The 22,838-nt window shown below is 68.3% G+C and carries 21 protein-coding genes and 1 pseudogene; 20 read left to right on the plus strand and 2 right to left on the minus strand.

Going from position 1 to position 22,838, the window contains the following annotated elements; all coding sequences use genetic code 11:
* Window positions 1-55 precede the first annotated feature (55 nt).
* The 10 genes and pseudogenes from AC1Q5S_RS06135 to ocd all read left to right on the plus strand — a co-directional run bounded on the left by AC1Q5S_RS06135 (window position 56) and on the right by ocd (window position 10,107).
* On the plus strand, window positions 56-631 hold the full coding sequence (locus tag AC1Q5S_RS06135; RefSeq protein ID WP_303833021.1) for a DNA-deoxyinosine glycosylase: 576 nt from the start codon (window positions 56-58) through the stop codon (window positions 629-631).
* Complete coding sequence (locus AC1Q5S_RS06140; RefSeq protein WP_303833022.1) at window positions 632-1,396, plus strand: class I SAM-dependent methyltransferase; 765 nt, start codon at window positions 632-634, stop codon at window positions 1,394-1,396.
* Window positions 1,389-1,726, plus strand: a pseudogene (locus AC1Q5S_RS06145) (ATPase, T2SS/T4P/T4SS family); the annotation flags it as partial. The gene AC1Q5S_RS06140 and the pseudogene AC1Q5S_RS06145, both read left to right, overlap by 8 nt.
* Window positions 1,727-1,870: 144 nt before the next feature.
* Window positions 1,871-2,359, plus strand: coding sequence for a tripartite tricarboxylate transporter TctB family protein (locus AC1Q5S_RS06150; RefSeq protein ID WP_303833023.1), 489 nt, complete (start codon window positions 1,871-1,873; stop codon window positions 2,357-2,359).
* 18 nt (window positions 2,360-2,377) lie between these two features.
* Complete coding sequence (locus AC1Q5S_RS06155) at window positions 2,378-3,889, plus strand: tripartite tricarboxylate transporter permease (protein ID WP_492238523.1); 1,512 nt, start codon at window positions 2,378-2,380, stop codon at window positions 3,887-3,889.
* Between the two features lie 132 nt (window positions 3,890-4,021).
* Window positions 4,022-5,317, plus strand: coding sequence for a DUF3422 family protein (locus AC1Q5S_RS06160; RefSeq protein WP_303833027.1), 1,296 nt, complete (start codon window positions 4,022-4,024; stop codon window positions 5,315-5,317).
* Between the two features lie 53 nt (window positions 5,318-5,370).
* Window positions 5,371-6,993, plus strand: coding sequence for a gamma-glutamyltransferase family protein (locus tag AC1Q5S_RS06165; RefSeq protein WP_303833029.1), 1,623 nt, complete (start codon window positions 5,371-5,373; stop codon window positions 6,991-6,993).
* 27 nt (window positions 6,994-7,020) lie between these two features.
* Window positions 7,021-7,941 (plus strand): DMT family transporter, encoded by a 921-nt coding sequence (locus tag AC1Q5S_RS06170; RefSeq protein ID WP_238323185.1) that lies wholly within the window; start codon window positions 7,021-7,023, stop codon window positions 7,939-7,941.
* A 105-nt stretch (window positions 7,942-8,046) separates the two neighbouring features.
* On the plus strand, window positions 8,047-8,877 hold the full coding sequence (locus AC1Q5S_RS06175) for an SDR family oxidoreductase (RefSeq protein ID WP_026435262.1): 831 nt from the start codon (window positions 8,047-8,049) through the stop codon (window positions 8,875-8,877).
* A 147-nt stretch (window positions 8,878-9,024) separates the two neighbouring features.
* Window positions 9,025-10,107, plus strand: a complete 1,083-nt coding sequence (gene ocd, locus AC1Q5S_RS06180) for an ornithine cyclodeaminase (protein ID WP_303833033.1) — start codon at window positions 9,025-9,027, stop codon at window positions 10,105-10,107.
* Window positions 10,108-10,185: 78 nt separating this feature from the next.
* Here the strand turns inward: ocd and AC1Q5S_RS06185 are convergent, their stop codons facing one another.
* The gene (locus AC1Q5S_RS06185; protein ID WP_303833035.1) at window positions 10,186-11,085 is read right to left on the minus strand and encodes a DMT family transporter; all 900 of its coding nucleotides are present in this window, start codon (window positions 11,083-11,085) and stop codon (window positions 10,186-10,188) included.
* A 104-nt stretch (window positions 11,086-11,189) separates the two neighbouring features.
* Between AC1Q5S_RS06185 and AC1Q5S_RS06190 the strand changes: the two genes are divergently transcribed.
* Window positions 11,190-12,173: a quinone oxidoreductase family protein gene (locus tag AC1Q5S_RS06190; RefSeq protein ID WP_492238524.1), complete on the plus strand. Its 984-nt coding sequence runs from the start codon at window positions 11,190-11,192 to the stop codon at window positions 12,171-12,173.
* A complete protein-coding gene (locus AC1Q5S_RS06195; RefSeq protein ID WP_492238525.1) occupies window positions 12,170-13,012 on the plus strand; it encodes an NUDIX hydrolase in 843 nt (280 codons plus the stop codon). Before AC1Q5S_RS06190 ends, AC1Q5S_RS06195 begins: the two co-directional genes overlap by 4 nt.
* Window positions 13,013-13,026: 14 nt before the next feature.
* Here AC1Q5S_RS06195 and AC1Q5S_RS06200 read toward each other — a convergent pair whose 3' ends face one another.
* The gene (locus AC1Q5S_RS06200; RefSeq protein ID WP_303833037.1) at window positions 13,027-13,698 is read right to left on the minus strand and encodes a histidine phosphatase family protein; all 672 of its coding nucleotides are present in this window, start codon (window positions 13,696-13,698) and stop codon (window positions 13,027-13,029) included.
* Between the two features lie 217 nt (window positions 13,699-13,915).
* Here AC1Q5S_RS06200 and AC1Q5S_RS06205 point away from each other — a divergent pair, with 217 nt between their 5' ends.
* The 8 genes from AC1Q5S_RS06205 (at window position 13,916) to AC1Q5S_RS06240 (ending at window position 22,803) form a co-directional block, all read left to right on the plus strand.
* Complete coding sequence (locus AC1Q5S_RS06205; protein ID WP_303833039.1) at window positions 13,916-14,752, plus strand: IclR family transcriptional regulator; 837 nt, start codon at window positions 13,916-13,918, stop codon at window positions 14,750-14,752.
* Complete coding sequence (locus AC1Q5S_RS06210; protein WP_492238526.1) at window positions 14,752-15,906, plus strand: thiolase family protein; 1,155 nt, start codon at window positions 14,752-14,754, stop codon at window positions 15,904-15,906. Before AC1Q5S_RS06205 ends, AC1Q5S_RS06210 begins: the two co-directional genes overlap by 1 nt.
* Before the next feature lie 170 nt (window positions 15,907-16,076).
* Entirely contained in the window at window positions 16,077-16,469 is a 393-nt protein-coding gene (locus tag AC1Q5S_RS06215) for a Zn-ribbon domain-containing OB-fold protein (RefSeq protein ID WP_303833042.1), read from the plus strand.
* Between the two features lie 66 nt (window positions 16,470-16,535).
* Window positions 16,536-17,534 carry a tripartite tricarboxylate transporter substrate binding protein gene (locus AC1Q5S_RS06220; RefSeq protein WP_492238527.1) on the plus strand — a complete coding sequence of 333 codons (999 nt, stop codon included), beginning with the start codon at window positions 16,536-16,538 and terminating at the stop codon, window positions 17,532-17,534.
* 163 nt (window positions 17,535-17,697) lie between these two features.
* Window positions 17,698-19,797 carry an acetate--CoA ligase family protein gene (locus AC1Q5S_RS06225; protein WP_492238528.1) on the plus strand — a complete coding sequence of 700 codons (2,100 nt, stop codon included), beginning with the start codon at window positions 17,698-17,700 and terminating at the stop codon, window positions 19,795-19,797.
* A gap of 23 nt (window positions 19,798-19,820) precedes the next feature.
* Entirely contained in the window at window positions 19,821-21,008 is a 1,188-nt protein-coding gene (locus AC1Q5S_RS06230; RefSeq protein WP_492238529.1) for an acyl-CoA dehydrogenase family protein, read from the plus strand.
* Window positions 21,005-21,778 (plus strand): SDR family NAD(P)-dependent oxidoreductase, encoded by a 774-nt coding sequence (locus AC1Q5S_RS06235; RefSeq protein WP_303833047.1) that lies wholly within the window; start codon window positions 21,005-21,007, stop codon window positions 21,776-21,778. Before AC1Q5S_RS06230 ends, AC1Q5S_RS06235 begins: the two co-directional genes overlap by 4 nt.
* Window positions 21,775-22,803: a phosphotransferase family protein gene (locus AC1Q5S_RS06240; protein WP_492238530.1), complete on the plus strand. Its 1,029-nt coding sequence runs from the start codon at window positions 21,775-21,777 to the stop codon at window positions 22,801-22,803. Before AC1Q5S_RS06235 ends, AC1Q5S_RS06240 begins: the two co-directional genes overlap by 4 nt.
* The last annotated feature ends 35 nt before the right edge of the window (window positions 22,804-22,838 follow it).

Below are 22,838 nucleotides of genomic sequence, written 5' to 3' on the forward strand. Positions count from 1 at the left end.
CTATTTATTTGATAGTGCTCGGATTGCATGCCTGGTTTGCGGCCAGAATCGGGCCATGAAGGAAAACAAGGTGGCTCTCGGCCACACCGATCCCAGCACCGATGCGTCCCGACCGCTCCCGTCGCCCGGCGGCGAGCGGCTGACGGGCCTGGCGCCCGTGGTGTCCGAGGGCACGGTGGTGCTGGTGCTGGGCAGCTTTCCGGGCGCGGCCTCGCTGCGGGCAGGGCAGTACTATGCGCACCCGCAAAACCATTTCTGGCGCATCCTGCAGGCGCTCTGGCCGCAGCACCCGCTGCCCGGCGCCGGGCATTACGCCCAGCGCTGCGACTGGCTGCTGGCGCGGGGGCTGGGCCTGTGGGACGTGTATGCCAGCTGCGAGCGCGTGGGCAGCCTGGACACCCGCATCCGCAACGCGCAGGTGAATGACTTTGCCGCCCTGCGCGCGCGCTGTCCCCGGCTGGCGGCCATCGCCCACAATGGCGGGGAGAGCTTCCGGCATGCGCGCAGCACCGCGCAGCTGGGGGTGCCGGTGCACCGGCTGCCCTCCACCAGCCCGGCCAACGCCTCCTGGAGTTTTGAACGTAAATTGAACGCCTGGGCCGAACTGCTGGCCCGGCATGGATTGGTGTGAATGGCCCGCAAGAAAACAACCGATATCGAACTGCCCGAAGTGAGCGTCTCCGACGACGGCGAGGTGCGCCACCTGCACCTGGGAACCCCCTGGATCCAGGGCTCCATGCGCGTGGCCGAGCCGTTCGAGATCGAACTGCAATACGTGCAGCGCATGATGGCCTGGCTGCTGTTTGTCGAGCCCGCCAGCGTCACCAAGCGCCACGCCATGCAGCTGGGGCTGGGGGCCGGGGCCATCACCAAGTTCTGCCACAAGAAGCTGCGCCTGTGCACCACGGCCATCGAGCTCAACCCCCAGGTGCTGGCGGTGTGCCGCCAGTGGTTCAAGCTGCCGCCCGACGGCCCCAAGCTGCGCGTGGTGCTGGCCGATGCGGCCGAGGAAATCCGCAACCCGATGTGGCTGGGCACCGTGGATGCGCTGGCAGTGGACCTGTACGACCACGAGGCTGCGGCGCCCGTGCTCGACAGCCCCGGTTTTTATGCCGACTGCCGCGCCCTGCTGACCGAGGACGGCTGCATGACCGTCAACCTGTTCGGCCGGGCGTCGAGCTTCGAGCGCAGCCTTAAGAGCATGGCCAGTGCCTTTGGCGAAGAGGCCCTGTGGGCCTTCAAGCCCACGCGCGAGGGCAACACCGTGGTGCTGGCCCAGCGCACGCCCAGCCGGCCCAAGCGCACCGAACTGGCCGCGCGGGCCGAGGCCATCCAGGCGCGCTGGGATCTGCCCTCGGCCAAGTGGATGCGCGTGTTCAAGCCCGTGGTGGGCTGAGGGCCTGCGCGCGTTGATGCGCCAGGACCCCGACATCATCATCGTGGGCGAGATCCGCGACCTGGAAACCGCCGAGATGGCCATCCAGGCCACCTGGTGTTCTCCACCCTGCACACCAACGACGCGCCCAGTGCCATCACCCGCATGATGGAGCGGGGTGTGCCCGCCTACCTGATCAATGCCACGCTGCTGGACGTGCTGGCCCGGCGGCTGGTGTGCACGCTGTGCAAGCAGCCCGATGCCATGGCCGATGGCATGCGCCCGCTGCGCCTGGCCGAAGGGCTGACCACTCTGGACGAGGTGAGTGCGGCGAGGCCGCTCCTCGATTGATTCCACCGGGGTAAACCCGTGTGCATCCGGGGTGCCGCAGGGCAGCGCGCGGTCATTGTGACGGGATGTAGGTGGAATCCACATCGCTTTGCGCCCACATTCCCCGCACAATCCCGTGGTTGAGATTCCGCCAAGGAGACATTCGTGAAAATCAAGAGTCAAAAAGACTTTTTTGCCGGCCTCATGTTCATGGGCGTCGGTGTGGCCTTCGCCTGGGGTGCCACGACCTACAACGTGGGCAATGGTGCCCGCATGGGCCCGGGCTATTTCCCTCTGATGCTGGGCATCTTGCTGGCCTTGATCGGCGCAGTGATCACCTTCAAGGCCACCGTGGTGGAAACCGTGGACGGCGAAAAGATCGGCAAGTGGGCCTGGAAGCCGCTGTTCTTCATCCTGGCCGCCAACTTCGCCTTCGGCATCCTGCTGGGTGGCCTGCCCAGCATGGGTATTCCGGCCATGGGCCTGATCGTTGGCATCTATGCGCTGACCTTCATCGCCAGCCTGGCAGGCAATGAATTTCACGCAAAGTCGGTGTTCATTCTTGCCACCGTGCTGGCGGTGGGCAGTTACGTGGCATTCGTCTGGGCGCTGAAGCTTCAGTTCCCGGTGTGGCCCAGTTTTATTTCCGGTTAAGTCAGGAGCACCCACACCATGGAATTGTTTGACAACCTGGCGCTCGGCTTCGGCGTCGCCTTCACGTTTCAGAACCTCGTTTACTGCTTTATCGGCTGCCTGTTGGGCACGCTGATCGGCGTTTTGCCTGGCATTGGCCCCGTGGCCACCATCGCCATGCTGCTGCCCGCCACCTATGCGCTGCCACCCGTGGCCGCGCTGATCATGCTGGCCGGTATTTACTACGGTGCGCAATACGGTGGCTCGACCACCGCCATTTTGGTGAATCTGCCGGGTGAGTCGTCGTCGGTGGTGACCGTGATCGACGGCTACCAGATGGCGCGCAAGGGCCGGGCGGGGCCCGCGCTGGCGGCTGCCGGCCTGGGCTCGTTCTTTGCAGGTTGCGTGGGCACTTTGATACTGGCGGCCTTCGCGCCTCCGTTGACCGAAGTGGCCTTCAAGTTCGGTCCTGCCGAATACTTCTCGCTGATGGTGCTGGGCCTGATCGGTGCCGTGGTGCTGGCCTCGGGCTCGCTGCTCAAGGCCGTGGGCATGATCGTGCTGGGGCTTTTGATTGGTCTGGTGGGAACCGACGTGAATTCGGGTGTCGCCCGCTTCGCCTTCGACATCCCTGAGCTGACCGACGGCATCGGCTTCGTGACCATTGCCATGGGTGTGTTCGGCTACGGTGAAATCATTGCCAACCTTGCGCGTCCCGACGATGACCGTGAGGTGTTCACCGCCAAGGTCGAGGGGCTGTTCCCCACCAGGCAGGATTTCAAGCGCATGTTCCCCGCGGTGCTGCGCGGCACGGCCCTGGGATCGGCTCTGGGCATCTTGCCCGGCGGCGGTGCGTTGTTGTCGGCCTTTGCCGCATACACCATTGAAAAGAAAACCAAGCTGCACCCCGGCGAAGTGCCTTTCGGTCAGGGCAACATTCGCGGTGTGGCTGCTCCCGAGGCCGCCAACAACGCCGGGTCGCAGACCTCCTTCATCCCGTTGCTGACGCTGGGTATTCCGCCCAACGCCGTGATGGCGCTGATGGTGGGGGCCATGACCATCCACAACATCCAGCCTGGTCCACAGGTGATGACCAGCAACCCCGAGCTGTTCTGGGGCCTGATCGCCTCGATGTGGCTTGGCAATGCCATGCTGGTGATCCTGAACCTGCCGCTGATCGGTATCTGGATCAAGCTGCTCACCGTGCCTTACCGCTGGCTGTACCCGTCCATCGTGCTGTTCTGCGCGGTGGGTGTTTATTCGACCAACAACAACACCTGGGATGTCTGGATGGTGGGTATCTTTGGTCTGGTGGGCTACATCTTCCACAAGCTGGGCACCGAACCTGCTCCCCTGCTGCTCGGGCTCATCCTGGGCCCGATGATGGAAGAGAACCTGCGCCGTGCGCTGCTGCTGTCGCGCGGCGACTGGAGCGTGTTCGTCACGCGTCCACTGTCGGCCGGTCTGCTGGCGGCTGCTGCCTTGCTACTGATCATCGTGCTGCTGCCTGCGGTGAAGAACAAGCGCGAAGAGGCCTTCGTCGAAGACTGACGCTGCACCCTGCTCCCGCTGTGCGGGAGCCGGCATCAAGACCAACGGCACCTTCGGGTGCCGTTGTTTTTTGGGGCGGCGGTGCAGCGAGAAGCCTGCATGTCCGGTACACAATGGCGCACCGAGGACCGCATGCCACCATCCCATCACCCCACGCAGCATCCGCACCGGGTCATGCTGCACAACGAGATCCACGCCCGTCCGCCAGAGGCCATGGCGGCGCCGCTGGCCATTGCCCACATCGTCATGCTGGCCGATGCCGCCGGCCGCGAAGCCAGCCGCGCGCATGTGGCGGCGCTGCTGCGCGACCACCACATGGCGCTGCCCGACGCGCAGACCACGCACCTGCGCATGGATTTCGGCGCGTTCCGCATCCGCTGGGAGCTGCACACCGAATTCGTCTCCTGGACCTTCATGGTGCCCACGCCCGCCGAGGCCTTTGGCGAGCGCGAGCCCGCCAGCGCCATCGACGCGGTGCCGCGCGAATGGCTGGCCGCCCTGCCGGGGCAGTGTCTGTGCAGCCTGAACCTGTGGGTGTTGCCCACGCACCAGTTTGGCTCGGGCTCGCTGGTCAGGCATGTGCTGCACGAGGACACGCTGGTGGCCTCCACCGTGGCCGATGGCCATGGCGAGCTGTACACCGACTTTGCCATCCACGCCGATGGCTTTTCGCGCATGGTGCTGCTGGCCGGCGGCATGACGCCGCGCCGCCTGGGCCGCCTGGTGCAGCGTCTGCTGGAAATCGAGACCTACCGCATGGCCGCCCTGCTGGGCCTGCCCGCCGCGCGCGAGGCTGCCAGCGTCTTGGCCTTTGCCGAGCGCGAACTGGCCGCGCTGGCCGACGCCATCCGCACCGCCAACCGCGATGCCGAACCCGCACTGCTCGACCGCCTGACCCGGCTGGCCGGGCAGGTCGAGAGCCAGTACGCCGCCACGCATTCGCGCTTCTCGGCCAGCAGCGCCTACTTTGAACTGCTGGACCGCCGCATCCAGGACATCGCCGAGTCGCGCCTGGCGGGCATGCAGACCATCCGCGAATTCATGGACCGCCGGCTCACGCCCGCGCGCAGCACCTGCGAATGGGCCACACGGCGCCAGGACGCGCTGTCGCAGCGCGTCTCGCGCATGAGCAACCTGCTGCGCACGCGCGTCGAGATCGAGCAGCAGCAAAGCAGCCAGGCCCTGCTGGCCACCATGAACCAGCGCCAGGACCTGCAGCTGAAACTGCAGTCCACGGTGGAAGGCCTGTCGGTGGCGGCTATTACTTACTACATCGTCGGCCTGGTGAGCTACCTGGCCAAGGGCGCGCAAAAACTGGGCTGGCCCCTGTCGCCCGAGACCACGGCGGCCGTGGCCATTCCGGTCGTGGCGCTGGGCGTGTGGTGGTCGCTGCGCCGCATGCACCACCGGATGTTCCGCGCGCACTGACCATCCGGTATCCGCCTGCAGCGAGTCGCAGGCATGCGGCCGATAATCGCCGCATGCCTTTCAGCTACACCTCCCCCTATCCCAGCACCCGCTTGCCGGTGTTCGCGCGCAACCTCTGTTCCACCTCGCACCCGCTGGCCGCACAGGCCGGTCTGCGCATGCTGCAGCAGGGCGGCAACGCGGTCGATGCGGCCGTGGCCGCCGCCGCGGCGATGACCCTGTGCGAGCCCGTCAGCAACGGCCTGGGCAGCGATGCGTTCTGCATCCTGTGGGACGGCCAGGCGCTGCACGGCCTCAACGCCTCGGGCCGCGCGCCACAGGCGTGGACGCCGGAGTATTTCCATCGCCGCTACGGCACGGGCGCGGCCACGCCGCCCCGGCGCGGCATCGATTCGGTCACGGTGCCCGGCGCCGTGAGCGCCTGGGTGGCGCTGTCGGAGCGCTTTGGCCAACTGCCCTTTGCCGATCTCATGGCGCCCGCCATCGAGATCGCCGAGCGCGGCTACCTGGTGCCCGTGGTGGTGCAGCAAAAATGGGCCGCCGCCGTGCCCGAGCTGCAGTCGCAACCCGGTTTTGCGCAGAGCTTCATGCCCTGGGGCCGTGCGCCGCAGGTGGGCGAACTGTTCCAGTTTCCGGCCGCGGCGCGTGCCTTGCGCGCCATCGGCGCTACGCGGGGCGAGGCCTTCTACAGCGGCGAAATTGCGCAGGCCATGGTCGCTTTCGCACAGGCCCAGGGTGGCAGCCTCAGTCTGGCGGACCTGGCCGCGCACCGCCCCGAATGGGTGGCGCCCATCGCCCGCAACTACCGCGGCTATACCCTGCACGAGATTCCACCCAGCGGCCAGGGCATTGCCGCGCTGATCGCGCTGGGCATCCTGGAGCAATTCGACCTGGCGAGCCTGCCGGTGGACGGGCCCGAGGCCCAGCACCTGCAGATCGAGGCCATCAAGCTGGCGTTTGCCGATGTGTACCGTTACGTGGCCGAGCCATCGTCCATGGAGGTGACCCCCGCGCAAATGCTCGATGACAGCTATCTGGCATCCCGTGCCAGACTCATCACCATGAACCAGGCGCAGGATTTTGGTGCGGGCAACCCGGTCAAGGGCGGCACCATCTACCTCACGGCCGCCGATGAGAACGGCATGATGGTGAGCTTCATCCAGAGCAACTACCAGGGCTTTGGCTCGGGCTGCGTCGAGCCCACTTATGGCATCAGCCTGCAGAACCGCGGCTTTGGCTTCAGCACCGATCCGGCTGGCACCAACCGCGCCAACCTGGTGGCACCGGGCAAGCGGCCGTTCCACACCATCATCCCGGCCTTCCTCACCCGGGACGGCCAGCCCGTGATGAGCTTTGGCGTCATGGGCGCCAACATGCAGCCCCAGGGCCACCTGCAGACGCTGGTGCGCATGATCGACCACGGCCAGAACCCGCAGATGGCCTGCGACGCGCCGCGCTGGCGCTTCAACGCGGGCCTGTCGATCAACGTCGAGGCGTCGATGCCGGCGGCCACGGTGCAGGGCCTGCAGGCACGGGGGCACCGCACCGAGGTGCTGCAGGATTCCTACCAGGATTTCGGCGCCGGCCAGTTCATCTGGCGCATGGGCGACCCCCAGGTGCACGGCTATCTGGCGGCCAGCGATGCGCGGCGCGATGGCCTGGCTGCCGGTTTCTGAATGCGTTGGCGAGAGTTTTAATAAAAAGTGCCTGAAGCCCAACACCAGAATGCGCAAGCAGCTAGAAAAAAAATAGCAACCGGCCTGTTCCTGGCCTTTTTTGGCGCCATCGCCTTCAGCGGCAAGGCCATCATCGTGAAGCTGGCGTACCGCCACGGGGTGGATGCGGTCACGCTCATCATGTACCGCATGCTGTTCGCGCTGCCCATCTTCGCCGCGATGGCCTGGTGGGCCAGCCGGGGCAGGCCGCCTTTGGCGCGCCGCGACTGGCTGGGCGTGGCGGGCCTGGGCATCACGGGCTACTACCTGGCCAGCTTTCTCGACTTTGCCGGGCTGGCCTACATCAGCGCCAGCCTGGAGCGGCTCATCCTGTACCTCAACCCCACGCTGGTGATGCTGCTGGGCTGGCTGCTGTATGGCCGCAGCATCCGCTGGGGCCAGGCGCTGGGCATGGCCATCAGCTACTGCGGCGTGGTGCTGGTGTTTGGCCTGGAGGCGCAATTGCAGGGGGCCGATGCGGCCTGGGGCGCGCTGCTGGTGTTCCTGAGCGCCGTGAGCTACGCCATCTACCTCGTGTACAGCGGCGAGATGGTGCAGCGCATCGGCGCGCTGCGGCTGGTGGGCCTGGCCACCACGGTGGCCTGCCTGTGCTGCCTGCTGCAGTTCGTGCTGCTGCGGCCGCTGAGCGCGGCCGTGGTGGCGCCCGAGGTGGTCTGGCTGTCGGTGCTCAACGCCACGCTGTGCACGGCGGCGCCGGTGCTCATGGTGATGATGGCCGTCGAGCGCATCGGTGCCGGCATGACCGCGCAGACCGGCATGGTCGGCCCGCTGTCCACCATCCTCATGGGTGTGTGGATTCTGGACGAGCCTTTCACACTGTGGGTGGCTGCGGGCACCGCGCTGGTGATGGCGGGCATCTTTGTGTTCACGCGGATGTCGCGCCGCTAGGCGGCACCGGCCCACCGGGGCATGGCGGGCGGCCACCGACCGGGCTGCCAGGCCCCTTTATGATTTGAAACGGCTGCGTGTTGCGGCCAAACATCGGGAGTTTTTATGGATCTGGGTATCGCGGGCAAATGGGCGCTGGTGTGTGGCGCCAGCAAGGGGCTGGGGTTTGGCTGCGCGCAGGCGCTGGTGCGCGAAGGGGTGAACGTGGTCATCAACGCGCGCAACGCCGATGCACTGCAGCTGGCGGCTTCCAAACTAACAGCTGCTGGCGCGGATACGGCAGGCGCCAGAGGCCAAAATGGCGCCCAGCCAGTGGTGCTGGCGGTGGCCGCCGACATCACCACCCCCGAAGGGCGAGCCGCCGTGTTGGCGGTGCCCGGCGGGCCGGGGCGCGACTTCGACATCGTGGTGACCAATGCGGGCGGCCCGCCCACGGGGGATTTCCGCGACTGGGACCGCGACGCCTGGATCAAGGCGGTGGACGCCAACATGCTCACGCCCATCGAACTCATCAAGGCCACGGTGGATGGCATGGCCGCACGAGGCTTTGGCCGCATCGTCAACATCACCTCCAGCGCGGTGAAGGCGCCGATCGACATCCTGGGTCTGTCCAACGGCGCACGCAGCGGGCTCACCGGCTTTGTGGCCGGCGCCGCGCGCAGCAAGCTGGCCGCGCAGGGCGTGACCCTGAACAACCTGCTGCCCGGCAAGTTCGACACCGACCGCCTCGCCACCACCCTGGGCGCGGCGGCCACCAAGACCGGCAAGAGCCTGGACGATGTGCGGGGTGCCCAGCAGGCGCAGATTCCGGCCGGCCGCTTTGGTACGCCCGAAGAGTTCGGTTCCATCTGCGCATTTTTGTGCAGCGTTCATGCCGGCTACATCACGGGCCAGAACCTGCTGGCCGACGGCGGAGCCTACCCGGGCGTCTTCTGAACGATGGAGCGGCGGGCCTGGGGCGCAGCGCGGCCAGCGGGCGCGGGCGTTTTGCCTCGTCGTGCAACATTTTGTTGCAAATATGCGCATTCCCATGGCCCAGCGGCTCAGGGAAACTGGTCTCCAACCCCTGGAGACTTTTCCGCCATGAATGCCACCACCCCCACCTCCACCCTGTACCTCAGTGCCCCCGCGATGGCCGAGCTGATCGGCCGCAAGGGCGTGGGCCACTGCATTGCCTCGATTGCAGCCTGCATCCACGAAGATTTCCTGCGCTGGCCGCAGTTCGAGAAATCGGCGCGCACGGCCAACCATTCGCCCGACGGCGTGATCGAGCTCATGCCCATTTCGGACGCCACCACCTACACCTTCAAATACGTCAACGGCCACCCGCACAACACGCGGCGGGGCCTGCCCACCGTGATGGCTTTTGGCGTGCTGGCCGATGTGGCCACGGGCATGCCGCTATTGCTCAGTGAACTCACCTACACCACGGCCCTGCGCACCGCCGCCATGTCGGCCGTGGCCGCACGCGCCCTGGCGCGGCCGGACAGCCGGGTGATGGCCATCGTCGGCAACGGGGCGCAGAGCGAGTTCCAGGCCCTGGCGTTCCAGCACCTGCTGGGCATCACCACGCTGCGCCTGTTCGACACCGACCCGGCCGCCACCGCCAAGCTGGTTGCCAACCTCGACGGCACGGGCCTGCAGTGGACGGTTTGCACCAGCGTGGCCGAGGCCGTGCGCGGCGCCGACATCGTGACCACCCTCACCGCCGACAAGGCCCGCGCCACCATCGTCACGCCCGCTATGGTGGAGCCGGGCATGCACCTCAATGCCGTGGGCGGCGACTGCCCTGGCAAGACCGAGCTGCATGCCGACCTGTTGCGCCAGGCGAGCGTGTTTGTCGAATACACCCCGCAGACGCGCCTAGAAGGCGATATCCAGCAACTGCCGGCCGACTTTGGCGTGACTGAGCTGTGGCAGGTGCTGGCCGGCCACCAACCCGGGCGCACCCATGCCGCGCAGGTCACCGTGTTCGATTCGGTCGGCTTTGCCCTGGAGGATTTTTCCGCCCTGCGCTACATGCGCGACGCCGCCATCGAACTGGGCCTGGGCGAGCGCATTGCGCTGATCCCGGCGCTGGCCGACCCCAAGAACCTGTTTGGCGCGCTGCACCAGCCTGCTGCCACCGCCAGCCACCGCGCTCCCGCGCCGCGCACGGTGGCCTGACGGCGCTTCTGGGAAAACGCCAGGACGCTCTTTTTGAATAGCTTTTTGCCCTTACGCGGCAAGCGCTAGCGCCAATTTTCAGCGCCGCGACGAGACCACGATGCCTCCCACGATCAGCGCAAACGCCGCAGCGTGGTAGGCGCTGGGCGCTTCGCCCAGAAAGGCCGCCGACAGCAGGGCGGCAAACAGCGGCGTCAGGTTGGAAAAGAAACCCGCCACCGCAGGCCCCGCCCGCTGTACCCCGATGCCCCAGCTGCGGTAGGCCAGCAGGGCCGGTCCCAGGGCGATGAACAGCAGCGCTGCCGCCAGCGGCCAGCCCCACTCGATGTGGGTGCGCCCTGTGGCCCACTCGGCGCTGGCCAGGGCGCCCGACCAGGCCAGGCCGAACACCATCTGCCCGGTCAGAAAAGCCGCCCAGTCATCGCGCAGGCTGGCGGGTTCGCGGGTGCGCACCAGCATCCAGCTGTAGAACGACCACGAAATGGTGGCCAGCAGCATGAACAGATCGCCCGCCACCAGACGCAGCGCCAGCAGCTGGCTCCACTCGCCCCGGCTGAGCACGGTGACCACGCCCGTCATCGACAGGGCCGCGCCGGCCAGCTGCCGGCGGGTGACGGCAGCGCCAAAAAACAGCGCGCCCACCGCCAGCATCCACACCGGCATGCTCGAGCCCACCAGCGTCACGTTGATGGGCGTGGAGGTCTGCAGCGCCAGGTATTGCAGCGCGTTGTACAGGCCCACGCCCAGCAGGCCCAGCACGGTAAAGCGCCGCCAGTGCGGCCACAGCGGGCTGCTTTTGCGCAGCACGCGGTGGGTGAGCGGCAGCAGCAGCGCCAGGGCCAGCACCCAGCGCAGAAAATTGAGGGTGATGGGCGGCACCAGGTCATGCACCAGGCGGCCCACCACGGCATTGCCGGCCCACAGCAGCGGCGCCGTCACCAGCAGCGCCACCGTGCCGGGCGTCAGTCTTTGAGTCATGGGCTGCACTGTAGCGGTGCATTGCCAGCAAGGCTTGCAGATTCATGGCAGGATGGCCACCGTTGGTTCCACCCGTTACACCCGTTATTCAGGAGCGTTTTGTCATGAGCCTCGCCGTCCAGATCCGCCAGCATGGTGGCCCCGAAGAACTTCACCTGGTGGACGTGGCCGTGGGTGAGCCCGGTCCGGGCGAGATCCGCATTCGCCACCACGCCATCGGCCTGAACTTCATCGACGTGTACCACCGCACGGGGCTGTACCCGCTCAGCATGCCCGCCACCATTGGCATGGAGGCGGCCGGCGTGGTCGAGGCCGTGGGTGAGGGCGTCACGCACCTCCAGGTGGGCGACCGCGCCGCCTATGCCAGCCAGCCGCCCGGAGCCTATTGCGAGGTGCGCGTGATGCCCGCCAAATGCGTGTGCAAACTGCCCGACACCATCAGCTTCGAGACCGGTGCCGCCATGATGCTCAAGGGCCTGACGGCGCAGTACCTGCTGAAGAAAACGCGGCCCGTGGAAGGTCTGCAGCCTGGCGACCCTGTGCTGTTCCATGCCGCCGCCGGCGGCGTGGGTCTGATCGCCTGCCAGTGGGCCAAGGCCCTGGGCCTGCAGCTCATCGCCACGGCCGGCACCGATGCCAAGTGCCAGCTGGCGCTGGCCAACGGCGCGGCCCACGCCATCAACTACGCCACCGAGGACTTTGCCGCGCGCGTGAAGGAGATCACCGGTGGCAAGGGCGTGAAGGTGGTGTACGACTCGGTGGGCAAGGACACCTGGGACAAATCCCTCGATTGCCTGCGCCCGTTCGGCCTGATGGCCAGCTTCGGCAACGCCTCGGGCCCCGTGGCGCCGTTTGCGCCCGGCGCACTGGGGGCCAAGGGCTCGCTCTACGTCACGCGCCAGACGCTGTTCAGCCACATTGCCACGCGCGAGAGCACGCAGGCCATGGCCGACGACCTGTTCGCCGTGGTGGCCAGCGGCCAGGTGAAGATCCACATCGACCAGCGTTACCCGCTGGCCGAGGTGCAGCAGGCGCACCGCGACCTGGAGGCACGCAAGACCACGGGCTCGACCATCCTCACGCTGTGACGCGGGCGCCTGCGGCGTCTGCCGCCGATTGGCTGGCCGAGGCCCGCGTGGCCGCCTGCCAACCCCCTGCGCAGGCGCGCCAGCCCCTGTGGGTGGCGGGGCAGGCCGTGGGGTCGGTGGCGGCGGGTATTCTGGATGAAGTCAACCTGCAGTGCTTGTCGGGGCAGCGCTATCAGCTTCTGAATCAGGAGCGATCCGAGGGGTGCGTGTGGCACCTCGACGTGGCTCCCGACGCGGCCACGCCCGCGCTCAACTTGCTGGCGAGCGTCTTGCGCACCCAGGGGCGCTGCGGCCCGTGGCGCAACGAGCAGCTGGCTGTATGCAACGCCCATGGCGAGCGGCTGGGCACCGTGGAGCGCGGCGCCGTGCGCGTGCTGGGCATCGCCACGCGGGCCGTGCACCTGGTGGGACTGGCGCCCGATGGCCGCATGTGGGTGCAGCAGCGCGCGCGCACCAAACCCAACAACCCGGGCATGTGGGACACGCTGATGGGCGGCATGGTCTCTGCCGACGACACGCTGGACCAGGCGCTGGCGCGCGAGACCTGGGAAGAAGCGGGCCTTGTGCTGCCCGCATTGCAGGCCGTGGGGCAGGGCGTGACGTGGGGCGGTCAGGTGGATTTCAGCCGGCCCAGCCGCGAGGGCGGCGGCGTGGGCTACATGGTCGAGCGCATCGACTGGTTCCGCTGCACCGTGCCTGAAGGCATGGAGCCCCGCAACCAGGACGGCGAGGTGGAGCGGTTCGCGTTGTGGAGCCCCGCCCAGGTGCGCGAGCGCATCGCCACCGGTGACTTCACGCTGGAAGCGGCGCTGGTGCTGGGCGCCTGCTGCGGAATCTGAAGTGCCACGGGCGCTCAGGCGTGCGTCACCCAGTCGGCGTGTTCGCGCCCGCCCAGGTGCGGCAGGGTGTTGAAGGTCTGCAGCATGAGCCGCTTGGGCGACACGCTGAACTCCGTCACGGCGCTGTTGCGGATGCGCATGTTCAGCGCAATGGTCACCTCGGGTGCCGTGCCCAGTACCTCGCCCACCGCCGCCGAGATGGGACCACCGCTGCTGACCAGCAGCACGTTGTGCCCCGCATGCTGGTGGCGCACATGGTCGAGCGCGGCCCGCACGCCGCCCGAAAATTCGTCCCAGCTGGGCATGCCCTGCGGGCTGATCACCCCCGCCATCCATTGCGCCAATGCGTCGCACAGCAGGCGGAAATGCTGGCGGTAGCGCTCGGGGGTGTCGGGTTTGGCCAGCGGCTGCGGGTGGATGGCGCGGATCAGCGCCAGGCTGTCGTATTCGTTCAGACCGGGCAGCTGCAGCGGCTCGGGGCGGATCTGCAGACCCTCGGCAATGCCTTCGAGGGTTTGCGTGTGGCGCCGCAGCGTGCCGGTGAGGATGGCGTCAAACGCCTGGCCCTGGGCGCGCCAGTGTTCGCCCAGCCGCACCGCCTGTTCGCGGCCCCGCGGGCTGAGCTGGTCGTAGTCGTCGGCACCAAACGAGGCCTGGCCGTGGCGCACTAGGTAGAGGGTTCCCATGGCGCAGATTGTGGCTTTTGGGTGGGCTGCACCTTTGTCACTGCCGCGACTTGTGCTATCGAAACACGAGCAAACCCATGCACCGGTTCTCGGTCATGTGCCCCTCCGTTGCAGCTTTGCAAGTTTTGATGGATGAAACTTTATTCGACTGCTTTGACGCGACAGGCATGAAGACATAGATTGGGGTCAGATAAACAGTTTCATCGAAAGAAACTCCATGCCTTCCCCCGCACGCCCCAAAGCCGTCATCACGCATGAGCGAGGCAGTACCTCGTCGGTGGAGCGCGCCATGCGCGTGCTGCGCGTCATGTCCGAGGGCGGCGGCGTGCGCCTGACCGACATTGCGGCGGCTGCCGACCTGGACAAGGCCACCGCGCTGCGCCTGCTGGATGTGATGGCGCGCGAAGGCTTTGTGGCGCGTGACGCGAAGAGCAAGCAATTCACGCTGGGGCCCGAGCTCACGGTGCTGGGTGCTGCGGCACTGCGCCGTTTCGACCCGCGCCCCCTGGCACGGCCCAGCCTGATGCGCCTGGCCGGTGTTTTCCAGGACAGCGTGGTGCTCTCGATGCGCAGCGGTGTGGAGTCACTGTGCATCGACGTGGAAGAAGGCACCTATCCCATTCGCGCCAACTACCTCAACGTCGGCAGCCGCCGCCCGCTGGGCGTGGGTGCCGGCAGCCTGGCGCTGCTGGCCTGCCTGCCCGACGACGAGCGCGAGGCCGCGCTGGACACCCTGTCGGGCCAGCTGGAGCGCTACCCGCGCATCACCCCGGCGCTGCTGCGCGAGCGGGTGGCGCAGGCGCGCGAACGTGGCTACGCCGTGTTGCTCGACGTGGTGGTCGAGCGCATGGGCGGCATTGGCGTCGCCATCCTCGATACCGAAGGCCGCCCGGTGGCGGCACTGAGCATTGCGGCGTTGAACGAACGCATCCTCACCCGCGAGACCGCGCTGGCGCAGGCGCTGCTGCACGAGGCCACGGTGTGCCAGGTGCGCTGGGCCGAGGCCACGCGCGCCGACCGACGACCCGCAATCCCCCCCAAGGAGACACATTGATGAATGCAGCGTTACGACCGGCGTATGTGCGCGGTGCCGGTGGCACATCGTTCGGGCGACACGAAGGGCGCAGTGCGCTCGACCTGATGGATGCCGCGGCCGCGCAGGCCATCGAGAGCGCCGGCCTTGCGCGCCATCAGATCGACGGCGTGCTCTGCGGCTATGCCACCACGCTGCCGCACCTGATGCTGTCCACCCTGGTGTGCGAGCGGCTGGCGCTGCGTCCGCGCTACGCGCACGGCTTGCAGCTCGGTGGCGCTTCGGGCGCGGCCATGCTGATGGCGGCGCGCGAGCTGGTGCGTTCGGGCCGATGCCGCAACGTGCTTGTGCTGGGTGGGGAGAACAGGCTCAGCGGCCAGTCGCGCGACAGCTCCATCCAGACGCTGGCCCAGGTGGGTGACGCCGATTTCGAGGTGCCCAACGGCGCCTCCGTTCCCGCGTACTACGCGCTCATGGCCTCGGAGTACATGCAGCGCACGGGCGTCACGTCGGCCGATCTGGCCGAGTTTGCCGTGCTCATGCGCACCAACGCGGCGGACCACCCCGATGCTCACCTGCGCACCCCGGTCACGCTGCAGGAGGTGCTGGCCGCCAAGCCGATTGCCTCGCCGCTGTCGCTGCTGGACTGCTGCCCGATCTCGGATGGCGCGATGGCGCTCGTCGTGTCGGCCGACCCTGCCGCGCAGGGCGCTGTGGCCATGGTGGGCGCGGGCCAGGCCCACCGGCACCAGCACCTCACGACCATGGAGGACGTGATGCAGTGTGGTGCAGGCGAGGCGGCGCAGCAGGCCTTTGCAGAAGCCCGGCTGGGCCTGGGCGACGTGGACTACCTGGGGATTTACGACTCGTTCACGATCACGCTGGTGATGCTGCTCGAAGAGATCGGCTTCGCACCACGCGCCGGCGCTGCCCAGCGCGCGCGTGCGGGGGACTTTGCGCCCACCGGGTCGTTGCCCCTGAATACCCATGGCGGCCTGCTGTCGTTTGGCCACTGCGGCGTGGCAGGCGGCCTGGCGCACACCGTGGAGGCCTGGCACCAGATGACGGGCCAGGCGGGTGCACGCCAGCTCACGCCCCCCCGCCGGGCATTCATCCATGCGGACGGCGGCGTGATGTCGTCCCACGTCAGCCTGATCTTGTCGCGCGAGGATTGAAGTGAAACGACAACCCCCTGAGACGCTTCGCGTCTTCCCCCTTCTCTCACGCTGCGCGTGGGAAGAGGGACGCAGCCCTCGCTGCGGGGCGGCCCTTGCTCGGCTGCCCTGGCTCGGGGCGCGCCGGTTTCATGCGCCATGCGTGGCGCGCAGCACTATGGATAACTGAGATGACCACCACTGCCCCCAACGCCGCGATCCCGCTGGCCTCCCCCTTTACGGACGGCCTGCGCGACGGCGTACTGCGCTACCAGCAGTGCACGGCCTGCGGCGGCGCGCAGACGCTGGCGCGCTATGCCTGCCAGCACTGTGGCGAGCGCGGCACGCTGCACTGGCGCGACGCGCAAGGCAGCGCCACCGTGCGCGCCGTCACGGTGGTGGCGCGCGCGCCATCCGATGCGTTCCGCGCGCTCGCGCCGTACACGCTGGTCATCGTGCAACTCGCCGAGGGGCCGCGCCTCATGGGCCACGCGAGCCCCGGCGTGCGCATCGGCGACCAGGTACAGGCGGGCTTCTTCGCGCACGAGGGGCGCACGCTGGTGCGCTTTGCGCCCGCGCCATAGCATTTTTTTCGCGTCTTTTCCTTTCATTCACCGGCATTCAAACGACATCACCCCAGGAGACAAGCCATGATGAACCCCCCCATTTCCCGCCTGACGTCCCGCCGCCACTGGATCGGCCTGGCCTGCGCCGCACTGTGTGCGGCGGGGGCGCCACAGGCCTTTGCGCAGGACTATCCGAACAAGCCTGTGAAGCTGGTCGTGCCCTACCCACCCGGGGGGCCCACGGACATCGTGGCGCGCGCCGTCGCGCAGAAACTGCAGGAGCGCCTGGGCCAGCCGTTTGTCATCGACAACAAGCCCGGCGCAGGGGCCAACCTGGGCGCTGAAGCCGTGGCCCGCAGCGCACCGGATGGCTACACGCTGGTGGTGGCCACCACGGCGCATGCCATCAATCCCGCGCTGTTCGCCAAGCTCAACTACTCGCTGACCAAGGATTTCGCGCCGATCTCGCAGCTCACTGGCGGTCCGCTGGTGATTGTTGCCAACCCGGCCCTGCCGGCCAACAACGTGGCCGAGCTCATCGCGCTGGCCAAGGGCAAAAGCGGCGGGCTGAACTACGGCTCGTCAGGCAATGGCCAGTCCACCCACCTCTCGGCAGAGCTGTTCAGCGCCATGGCCGGGATCAAAATGAACCATGTTCCCTACAAGGGCAGCGCGCCCGCACTCACCGACGTGATGGGCGGACAGGTCGATCTGATGTTCGACACCATGCTGTCGTCCATGCCCCACGTGAAGGGCGGCAAGCTCAAGGCCCTGGCCGTGACGAGTGCCCAGCGCTCCGCGGTGGCGCCCGAGCTGCCCACCGTGGCCGAGTCCGGCTTGCCCGGTTACGAGGCCATCGCCTGGAACGGCCTGCTGGCACCCGCTGGCACGCCCAGGGAGGTCATTGCGCGGCTGAGCACCGAGCTCAAGGCGGTGCTCGAGAGCCCCGACATCCGCCAGCGTTTCGATGCCCAGGGTTTTGCCGCGGCCTGGAGCGCGCCGGTGGCGTATGGCGCCTTTCTGCAGGCCGAAGTGGACAAATGGGCCAAGGTGGTGAAGACCTCCGGCGCAAAGATTGACTAAGGCGACGCTGAATAAGTCCCCGCGATGGCGCGTTTCGCGCCTTCCCCCTGCACAGGGGGACGCCGCCCGTGCGGCGGGGCGGCCCTTGCACGGCGGCCCTGGACTGCGCCGCGCCAGGCGCGAAGGCCGCACTCGATGAACCCCTGAGACACACGTAACTGCCATGCAAGATCTCCTTACTTCCGCCCTCGACCCGCGTTCGGTTGCCATCATTGGTGCCTCGGACAACATCCACAAGATTGGCGGGCGTCCCATCTACTACATGCAGCGCCACGGCTACCAGGGCGCGGTCTATCCCATCAATCCGGCACGCGCGGAGATTCAGGGCCACAAAAGCTACGCCACGCTCGCCGACCTGCCCGAAGTGCCGGATCTCGCCCTGGTCGTGGTGGGCGGCGACAAAACCGTGGCGGCGGTGGAGGAGTGCGCCGCGCGTGGCGTCAAGTCGGCCGTCATCATTGCCTCGGGATTCGGCGAGACCGGCCCCGCCGGGCGCGAGCTGCAGGACCACATGGTGGCCAGGGCCCGCGCCGCCGGCATGCGCCTGTATGGCCCCAACACGCAGGGCCTGGCCAACTTCGGCACGGGCGCCATCGCGGGCTTTTCCACCATGTTCATCGAGGTGCCGCCCATGGACGGGCCCGTGGGGGTGGTGAGCCAGAGCGGCGGCATGAGTTCCATGATCTACGGCCTGGTGCGCGGGCGCGGCCTGGGTGTGCGCCATGTGCATGCCACGGGCAACGAGGCCGATGTGACCGCCGCCGAGATGGCCTGGGCCGTGGCCCACGACCCCGACGTGAAGCTGCTGCTGCTGTACCTGGAGAGCATTGCCAACCCCGAGATGCTGGCCGCCACCGCCGCCTATGCGCGCGAGCGCGACCTACCCATCGTCGCGGTCAAGGCCGGGCGCTCGGCCAGCGGGCAGAAGGCCGCGTCGTCGCACACGGGCGCGCTGGCCAACGAGGACCGCACCGTGGACGCCTTCTTCAAGCACCACGGCATCTGGCGCGTGCGCGATCCGCACGAGCAGGCGCGTGCCGCGCACGCCTACCTGAAGGGCTGGCGCCCCGAGGGCCGGCGCCTGGTGGTGATCAGCAACTCCGGCGCGAGTTGCGTGATGGGCGCCGACGCGGCCGAAGACCTGGGCCTGCCGCTGGCGCAGCTGAGCCCCGCCACGCAGGCCGACGTGGCCTCCAAGCTGCCGGGCTTTGCCACCGCCAGCAACCCCATCGACGTCACCGCCGCGCTGCTGTCCAACAGCGGCCTGTTCGGCGACGTGCTGCCCGCCGTGGCGCAGGACCCGGCGGCCGACCTGTTCTTCCTGAACATTCCCGTGGCTGGTGCGGGCTACGACGTGGACCGCTTCGCCCGCGACGCCGCCGCCTTCGAGGCCACCACCGGCAAGCCCGTGGCCGTGGCCGCCTGGCAAGAGAGCGTGGCAGCGCCCTTCCGCGCGCACGGCATCGCCACCTTCCCCAACGAAGGCGAGGCCATCGCCGTGCTGGCCCAGGTGGCCGGGCACACGGCGCTGATGCGCCAGCCGCGCGCCGCATGGCCCCCCCTGCCCAACGTGCAGGTGCCGGCCGGCGCGCAGGGTTTTCTGAACGAGGTGGACAGCCTCGCCCTGCTGGCGCACCACGGCGTGCCCACGGTGCCCATGCACCTGTGCCGCACCGCCGACGAGGCCCGCGCGGCGTTCGATGCCATCGGCGCACCCGCCGTGGTCAAGGCCTGCTCGGCCGAGGTGCCGCACAAGTCCGAGCACGGGCTGGTGGCCCTCAACGTGCAGACACGCGAGCAGGCGGCCGAGTTGTTCGAGCGCTTCTGGTCCAAGATGGATGCCATGGGCGTGCAGCGCGATGGCGTGATCGTGGCGGCCACGCGCAAGGGCCAGCACGAGTTCATGGTGGGCGCGCGCATCGACCCCGTCTTCGGCCCCGTGGTGGTGGTGGGCGACGGCGGCAAGTACGTCGAGGCGCTCAAGGACTGCGCCGTGCTGCTGCCACCCTTCAGCCAGGACGAGGTGGTGCGGGCGCTGCGCACGCTGCGCATCGCGCCGCTGCTGGAGGGCGTGCGCGGTGACCCGCCACTGGACGTGCAGGCGCTGGCGAACATCGCTGTCGCCGTCGGCACCGTGATTTCCGGCGCGCGTGGCACCATCGCATCCCTCGACCTGAACCCCGTCATGGTGGGGGCCGCCGGTGGCGGTGCGGTGGTCGTGGATGCCCTGGTGGAGTGCGCCGGGGCAGCCGGTCGTCCCTGAAAAAATGTGAAGGAATTTGCCGTATGGACTTCAACCTTTCTCCTGAAATCCGCGACCTGCGCGACAAGACGCGCGAGTTCATCGCCGAGCAGGTCATTCCCCTCGAAAACGACGAACGCCAGTCGTCGCATGGCCCCAGCGAGGCGCTGCGCCGCGAGCTGGTGGCGCGCGCCCGCACGGCCGGCCTGCTCACGCCCCATGCCTCGCGCGAGATGGGGGGGCTGGGCCTGAGCCATGTGGCCAAGGCAGCGGTGTTCGAGGAGGCGGGCTACTCGTGGCTGGGCCCCACGGCGCTGAACATCCACGCGCCCGATGAAGGCAACATCCACCTCATGGAAGAAGTGGCCACCGCCGCACACAAGGAGCGCTGGCTGCGCCCGCAGGTGGCGGGCCACCTCCGCTCCTGCTTTGCCATGACCGAGCCCTCGCCCGGTGCCGGTGCAGACCCCTCCATGCTGGCCACCACGGCGGTGCGCGACGGCGGCGACTACGTGATCAACGGCCTCAAATGGTTCATCACCGGTGCCGAAGGGGCCGACTACGCCATCATCATGGCGCGCATGGAAGACGGTTCGGCCACCATGTTCCTCTCCGACATGGACCGACCCGGCATCACGCTGGAGCGCAGCATGGACGCCATGGACAGCTGCTTCACGGGCGGGCATGGCGTGCTGCGCTTTGACAACCTGCGCATACCCGCCACCGACGTGCTGGGCGAGATCGGCAAGGGCTTCCGCTATGCGCAGGTGCGCCTGGCCCCCGCACGCCTGACGCACTGCATGCGCTGGCTGGGCCAGGCCCGCCGCGCGCACGATGCGGCGCTGGCCTATACCCGCAAGCGCCAGGCGTTTGGCAAGCCTTTGGCTGAACACGAAGGCGTGGGCTTCATGCTGGCCGACAACGACATGGACCTGCACACGGCCCGCCTGCATATCTGGCACACCGCCTGGCTGCTGGACCAGGGCGAGAAATGCAACTTCGAATCGAGCCGCGCCAAGGTGGTGTGCTCCGAAGCGCAGTGGCGCGTGGTCGATCGCAGCGTGCAGATGCTGGGCGGGCAGGGGGTCACGTCCGAGTCGCCCGTGATGCGCATCTTCACCGACATGCGGGCCTTTCGCATCTACGACGGCCCGAGCGAAGTGCACCGCTGGAGCATGGCGCGCAAGCTCGTGCACCTGGCCGAGAAGGCCGAGGCCGGGGGGCAGGCATGAGCGGCGCCATCGATCGCTTCCGGCTCGACGGCCGGGTGGTGCTGGTCACGGGCGCGTCCAGCGGGCTGGGCACCCATTTCGCCCGGCTGCTTGCCGACGCCGGGGCGCGCGTGGCCGTGGCCGCGCGCCGTGCGGACAAGCTGCAGAGCGTGGTGGACGCCATCGTGCAGGCAGGCGGCCAGGCGCGGGCGCTGGCACTCGACGTGACCGACGCGGCCAGTGTGCATGCCTGTTTCGATGCGCTGGCCAGCTGGGGCGCGCCCGACGTGGTGGTGAACAACGCCGGTGTCACCGTGACCCGTCCGCTGCTGGAGCAGACACCGGAAGATTTCGACCATGTGCTGGACACCAACCTCAAGGGCTGCTGGCTGGTGGCCACCGAGGCAGCGCGGCGCATGGTGGCGGCCGGGCAGGGCGGCAGCATTGTGAATGTGGCTTCCATCCTCGGTGAACGGGTGGCCGGCGGCGTGGCCCCCTACGCGATCTCCAAGGCCGGCGTGGTGCAGGCCACCAAGGCCATGGCGCTGGAGCTGGCGCGCCACCGCATCCGTGTGAATGCGCTGCTGCCGGGCTATGTGGTGACCGACCTGAACCGCGACTTCCTCACCAGCGAAGCCGGCGACAAGCTGCGCAGCCGCATTCCCAGCCGCCGCTTTGGCGAGCTGAGCGATCTCGATGGGCCGCTGCTGCTGCTGGCATCGGATGCCGGTGCTGCGATGTCGGGCGCGACCGTGGCGGTGGATGGCGCACATCTGGTGAGCTCGCTGTGAGCACCGGCGCCGCATCCCTGCCCCTTGGGCCGCTGGCCGACTACCTGCGCGCGCAGGGCCTGGCCGGGGCTGGCGCGATCGAGGTGTCCCCCCTGTCCGGCGGGCAATCGAACCCCACCTTCCGCATCACGGCCGGTGGCAACGCCTACGTGCTGCGCAAGAAGCCGGCCGGCCTGCTCGCCCCATCGGCCCACGCCATTGACCGCGAATACCGCGTCATGCGGGCGCTGCAGGGCAGCGATGTGCCCGTGCCGCGCATGCTGGCCTACTGCGAGGACGAATCCATCGTCGGCACGCCGTTTTACCTGATGGATTTTCTGCAGGGCCGTGTGTTCATGGACCCGGCGCTGCCCGGCATGGCACCGGCCGAGCGCGGCGCCATCTACCGCGAGATGGGCCGCGTGATCGCCGCGCTGCACCGCGTGGACCCTGCGGCCGTGGGCCTGGCGGACTTCGGCCGCACGGGGCGCTATGTGGAGCGCCAGATCGACCGCTGGTCGCGCCAGTGCCGCGCGCTGTCGGTGCCGCTGGACAAGGCGATGCTCGATCTGATGGCGTGGCTGCCCGCGCACCTGCCCGAGGGCGACGAGACCACGCTGGTGCATGGCGACTACCGCATCGACAACCTGGTGTTCCACCCCACCGAGCCGCGGGTGCTGGGGGTGCTGGACTGGGAGCTGTCCACGCTGGGCCATCCGCTGGCCGATCTGGCCTACCACTGCATGGCCTGGAACGTTCCGCCCGCGCTGTGGCGCGGCATGGGCGGGCTGGACCTGGCCGCGCTGGGCATTCCGAGCGAGGCACAGTACCTGGCCGGCTACCAGGCCGCCACCGGGCGCGATGCGCAGGGGCATTGGTCGTTCTACATGGCCTACAACCTGTTTCGCATGGCCGCCATCCTCTACGGCATTGCGCAGCGCGCGGCCGATGGGAGTGCGGCTTCGGCCGACGCCGAGGAGACCGGGCACAAGGCCGGTCCCCTGGCCCGGCTGGGCTGGGAGTGGGCGCAGCGCCACGGCGGATAGCCCAGCGCTTTCCGCTGCGCCGATCTGTGGACCGG

This window comes from Acidovorax sp. GW835-FHT14B10, assembly GCF_058793725.1.

What these genes read in the sequence shown, in the direction of transcription:
- AC1Q5S_RS06135 (WP_303833021.1), top strand. Translation starts at nt 56, where the DNA reads ATGAAGGAAAACAAGGTGGCTCTCGGCCACACCGATCCCAGCACCGAT.
- AC1Q5S_RS06140 (WP_303833022.1), top strand. Translation starts at nt 632, where the DNA reads ATGGCCCGCAAGAAAACAACCGATATCGAACTGCCCGAAGTGAGCGTC.
- AC1Q5S_RS06155 (WP_492238523.1), top strand. Translation starts at nt 2,378, where the DNA reads ATGGAATTGTTTGACAACCTGGCGCTCGGCTTCGGCGTCGCCTTCACG.
- AC1Q5S_RS06160 (WP_303833027.1), top strand. Translation starts at nt 4,022, where the DNA reads ATGCCACCATCCCATCACCCCACGCAGCATCCGCACCGGGTCATGCTG.
- AC1Q5S_RS06165 (WP_303833029.1), top strand. Translation starts at nt 5,371, where the DNA reads ATGCCTTTCAGCTACACCTCCCCCTATCCCAGCACCCGCTTGCCGGTG.
- AC1Q5S_RS06175 (WP_026435262.1), top strand. Translation starts at nt 8,047, where the DNA reads ATGGATCTGGGTATCGCGGGCAAATGGGCGCTGGTGTGTGGCGCCAGC.
- ocd (WP_303833033.1), top strand. Translation starts at nt 9,025, where the DNA reads ATGAATGCCACCACCCCCACCTCCACCCTGTACCTCAGTGCCCCCGCG.
- AC1Q5S_RS06185 (WP_303833035.1), bottom strand. Translation starts at nt 11,085, where the DNA reads ATGACTCAAAGACTGACGCCCGGCACGGTGGCGCTGCTGGTGACGGCG.
- AC1Q5S_RS06190 (WP_492238524.1), top strand. Translation starts at nt 11,190, where the DNA reads ATGAGCCTCGCCGTCCAGATCCGCCAGCATGGTGGCCCCGAAGAACTT.
- AC1Q5S_RS06200 (WP_303833037.1), bottom strand. Translation starts at nt 13,698, where the DNA reads ATGGGAACCCTCTACCTAGTGCGCCACGGCCAGGCCTCGTTTGGTGCC.
- AC1Q5S_RS06205 (WP_303833039.1), top strand. Translation starts at nt 13,916, where the DNA reads ATGCCTTCCCCCGCACGCCCCAAAGCCGTCATCACGCATGAGCGAGGC.
- AC1Q5S_RS06210 (WP_492238526.1), top strand. Translation starts at nt 14,752, where the DNA reads ATGAATGCAGCGTTACGACCGGCGTATGTGCGCGGTGCCGGTGGCACA.
- AC1Q5S_RS06215 (WP_303833042.1), top strand. Translation starts at nt 16,077, where the DNA reads ATGACCACCACTGCCCCCAACGCCGCGATCCCGCTGGCCTCCCCCTTT.
- AC1Q5S_RS06220 (WP_492238527.1), top strand. Translation starts at nt 16,536, where the DNA reads ATGATGAACCCCCCCATTTCCCGCCTGACGTCCCGCCGCCACTGGATC.
- AC1Q5S_RS06225 (WP_492238528.1), top strand. Translation starts at nt 17,698, where the DNA reads ATGCAAGATCTCCTTACTTCCGCCCTCGACCCGCGTTCGGTTGCCATC.
- AC1Q5S_RS06230 (WP_492238529.1), top strand. Translation starts at nt 19,821, where the DNA reads ATGGACTTCAACCTTTCTCCTGAAATCCGCGACCTGCGCGACAAGACG.
- AC1Q5S_RS06235 (WP_303833047.1), top strand. Translation starts at nt 21,005, where the DNA reads ATGAGCGGCGCCATCGATCGCTTCCGGCTCGACGGCCGGGTGGTGCTG.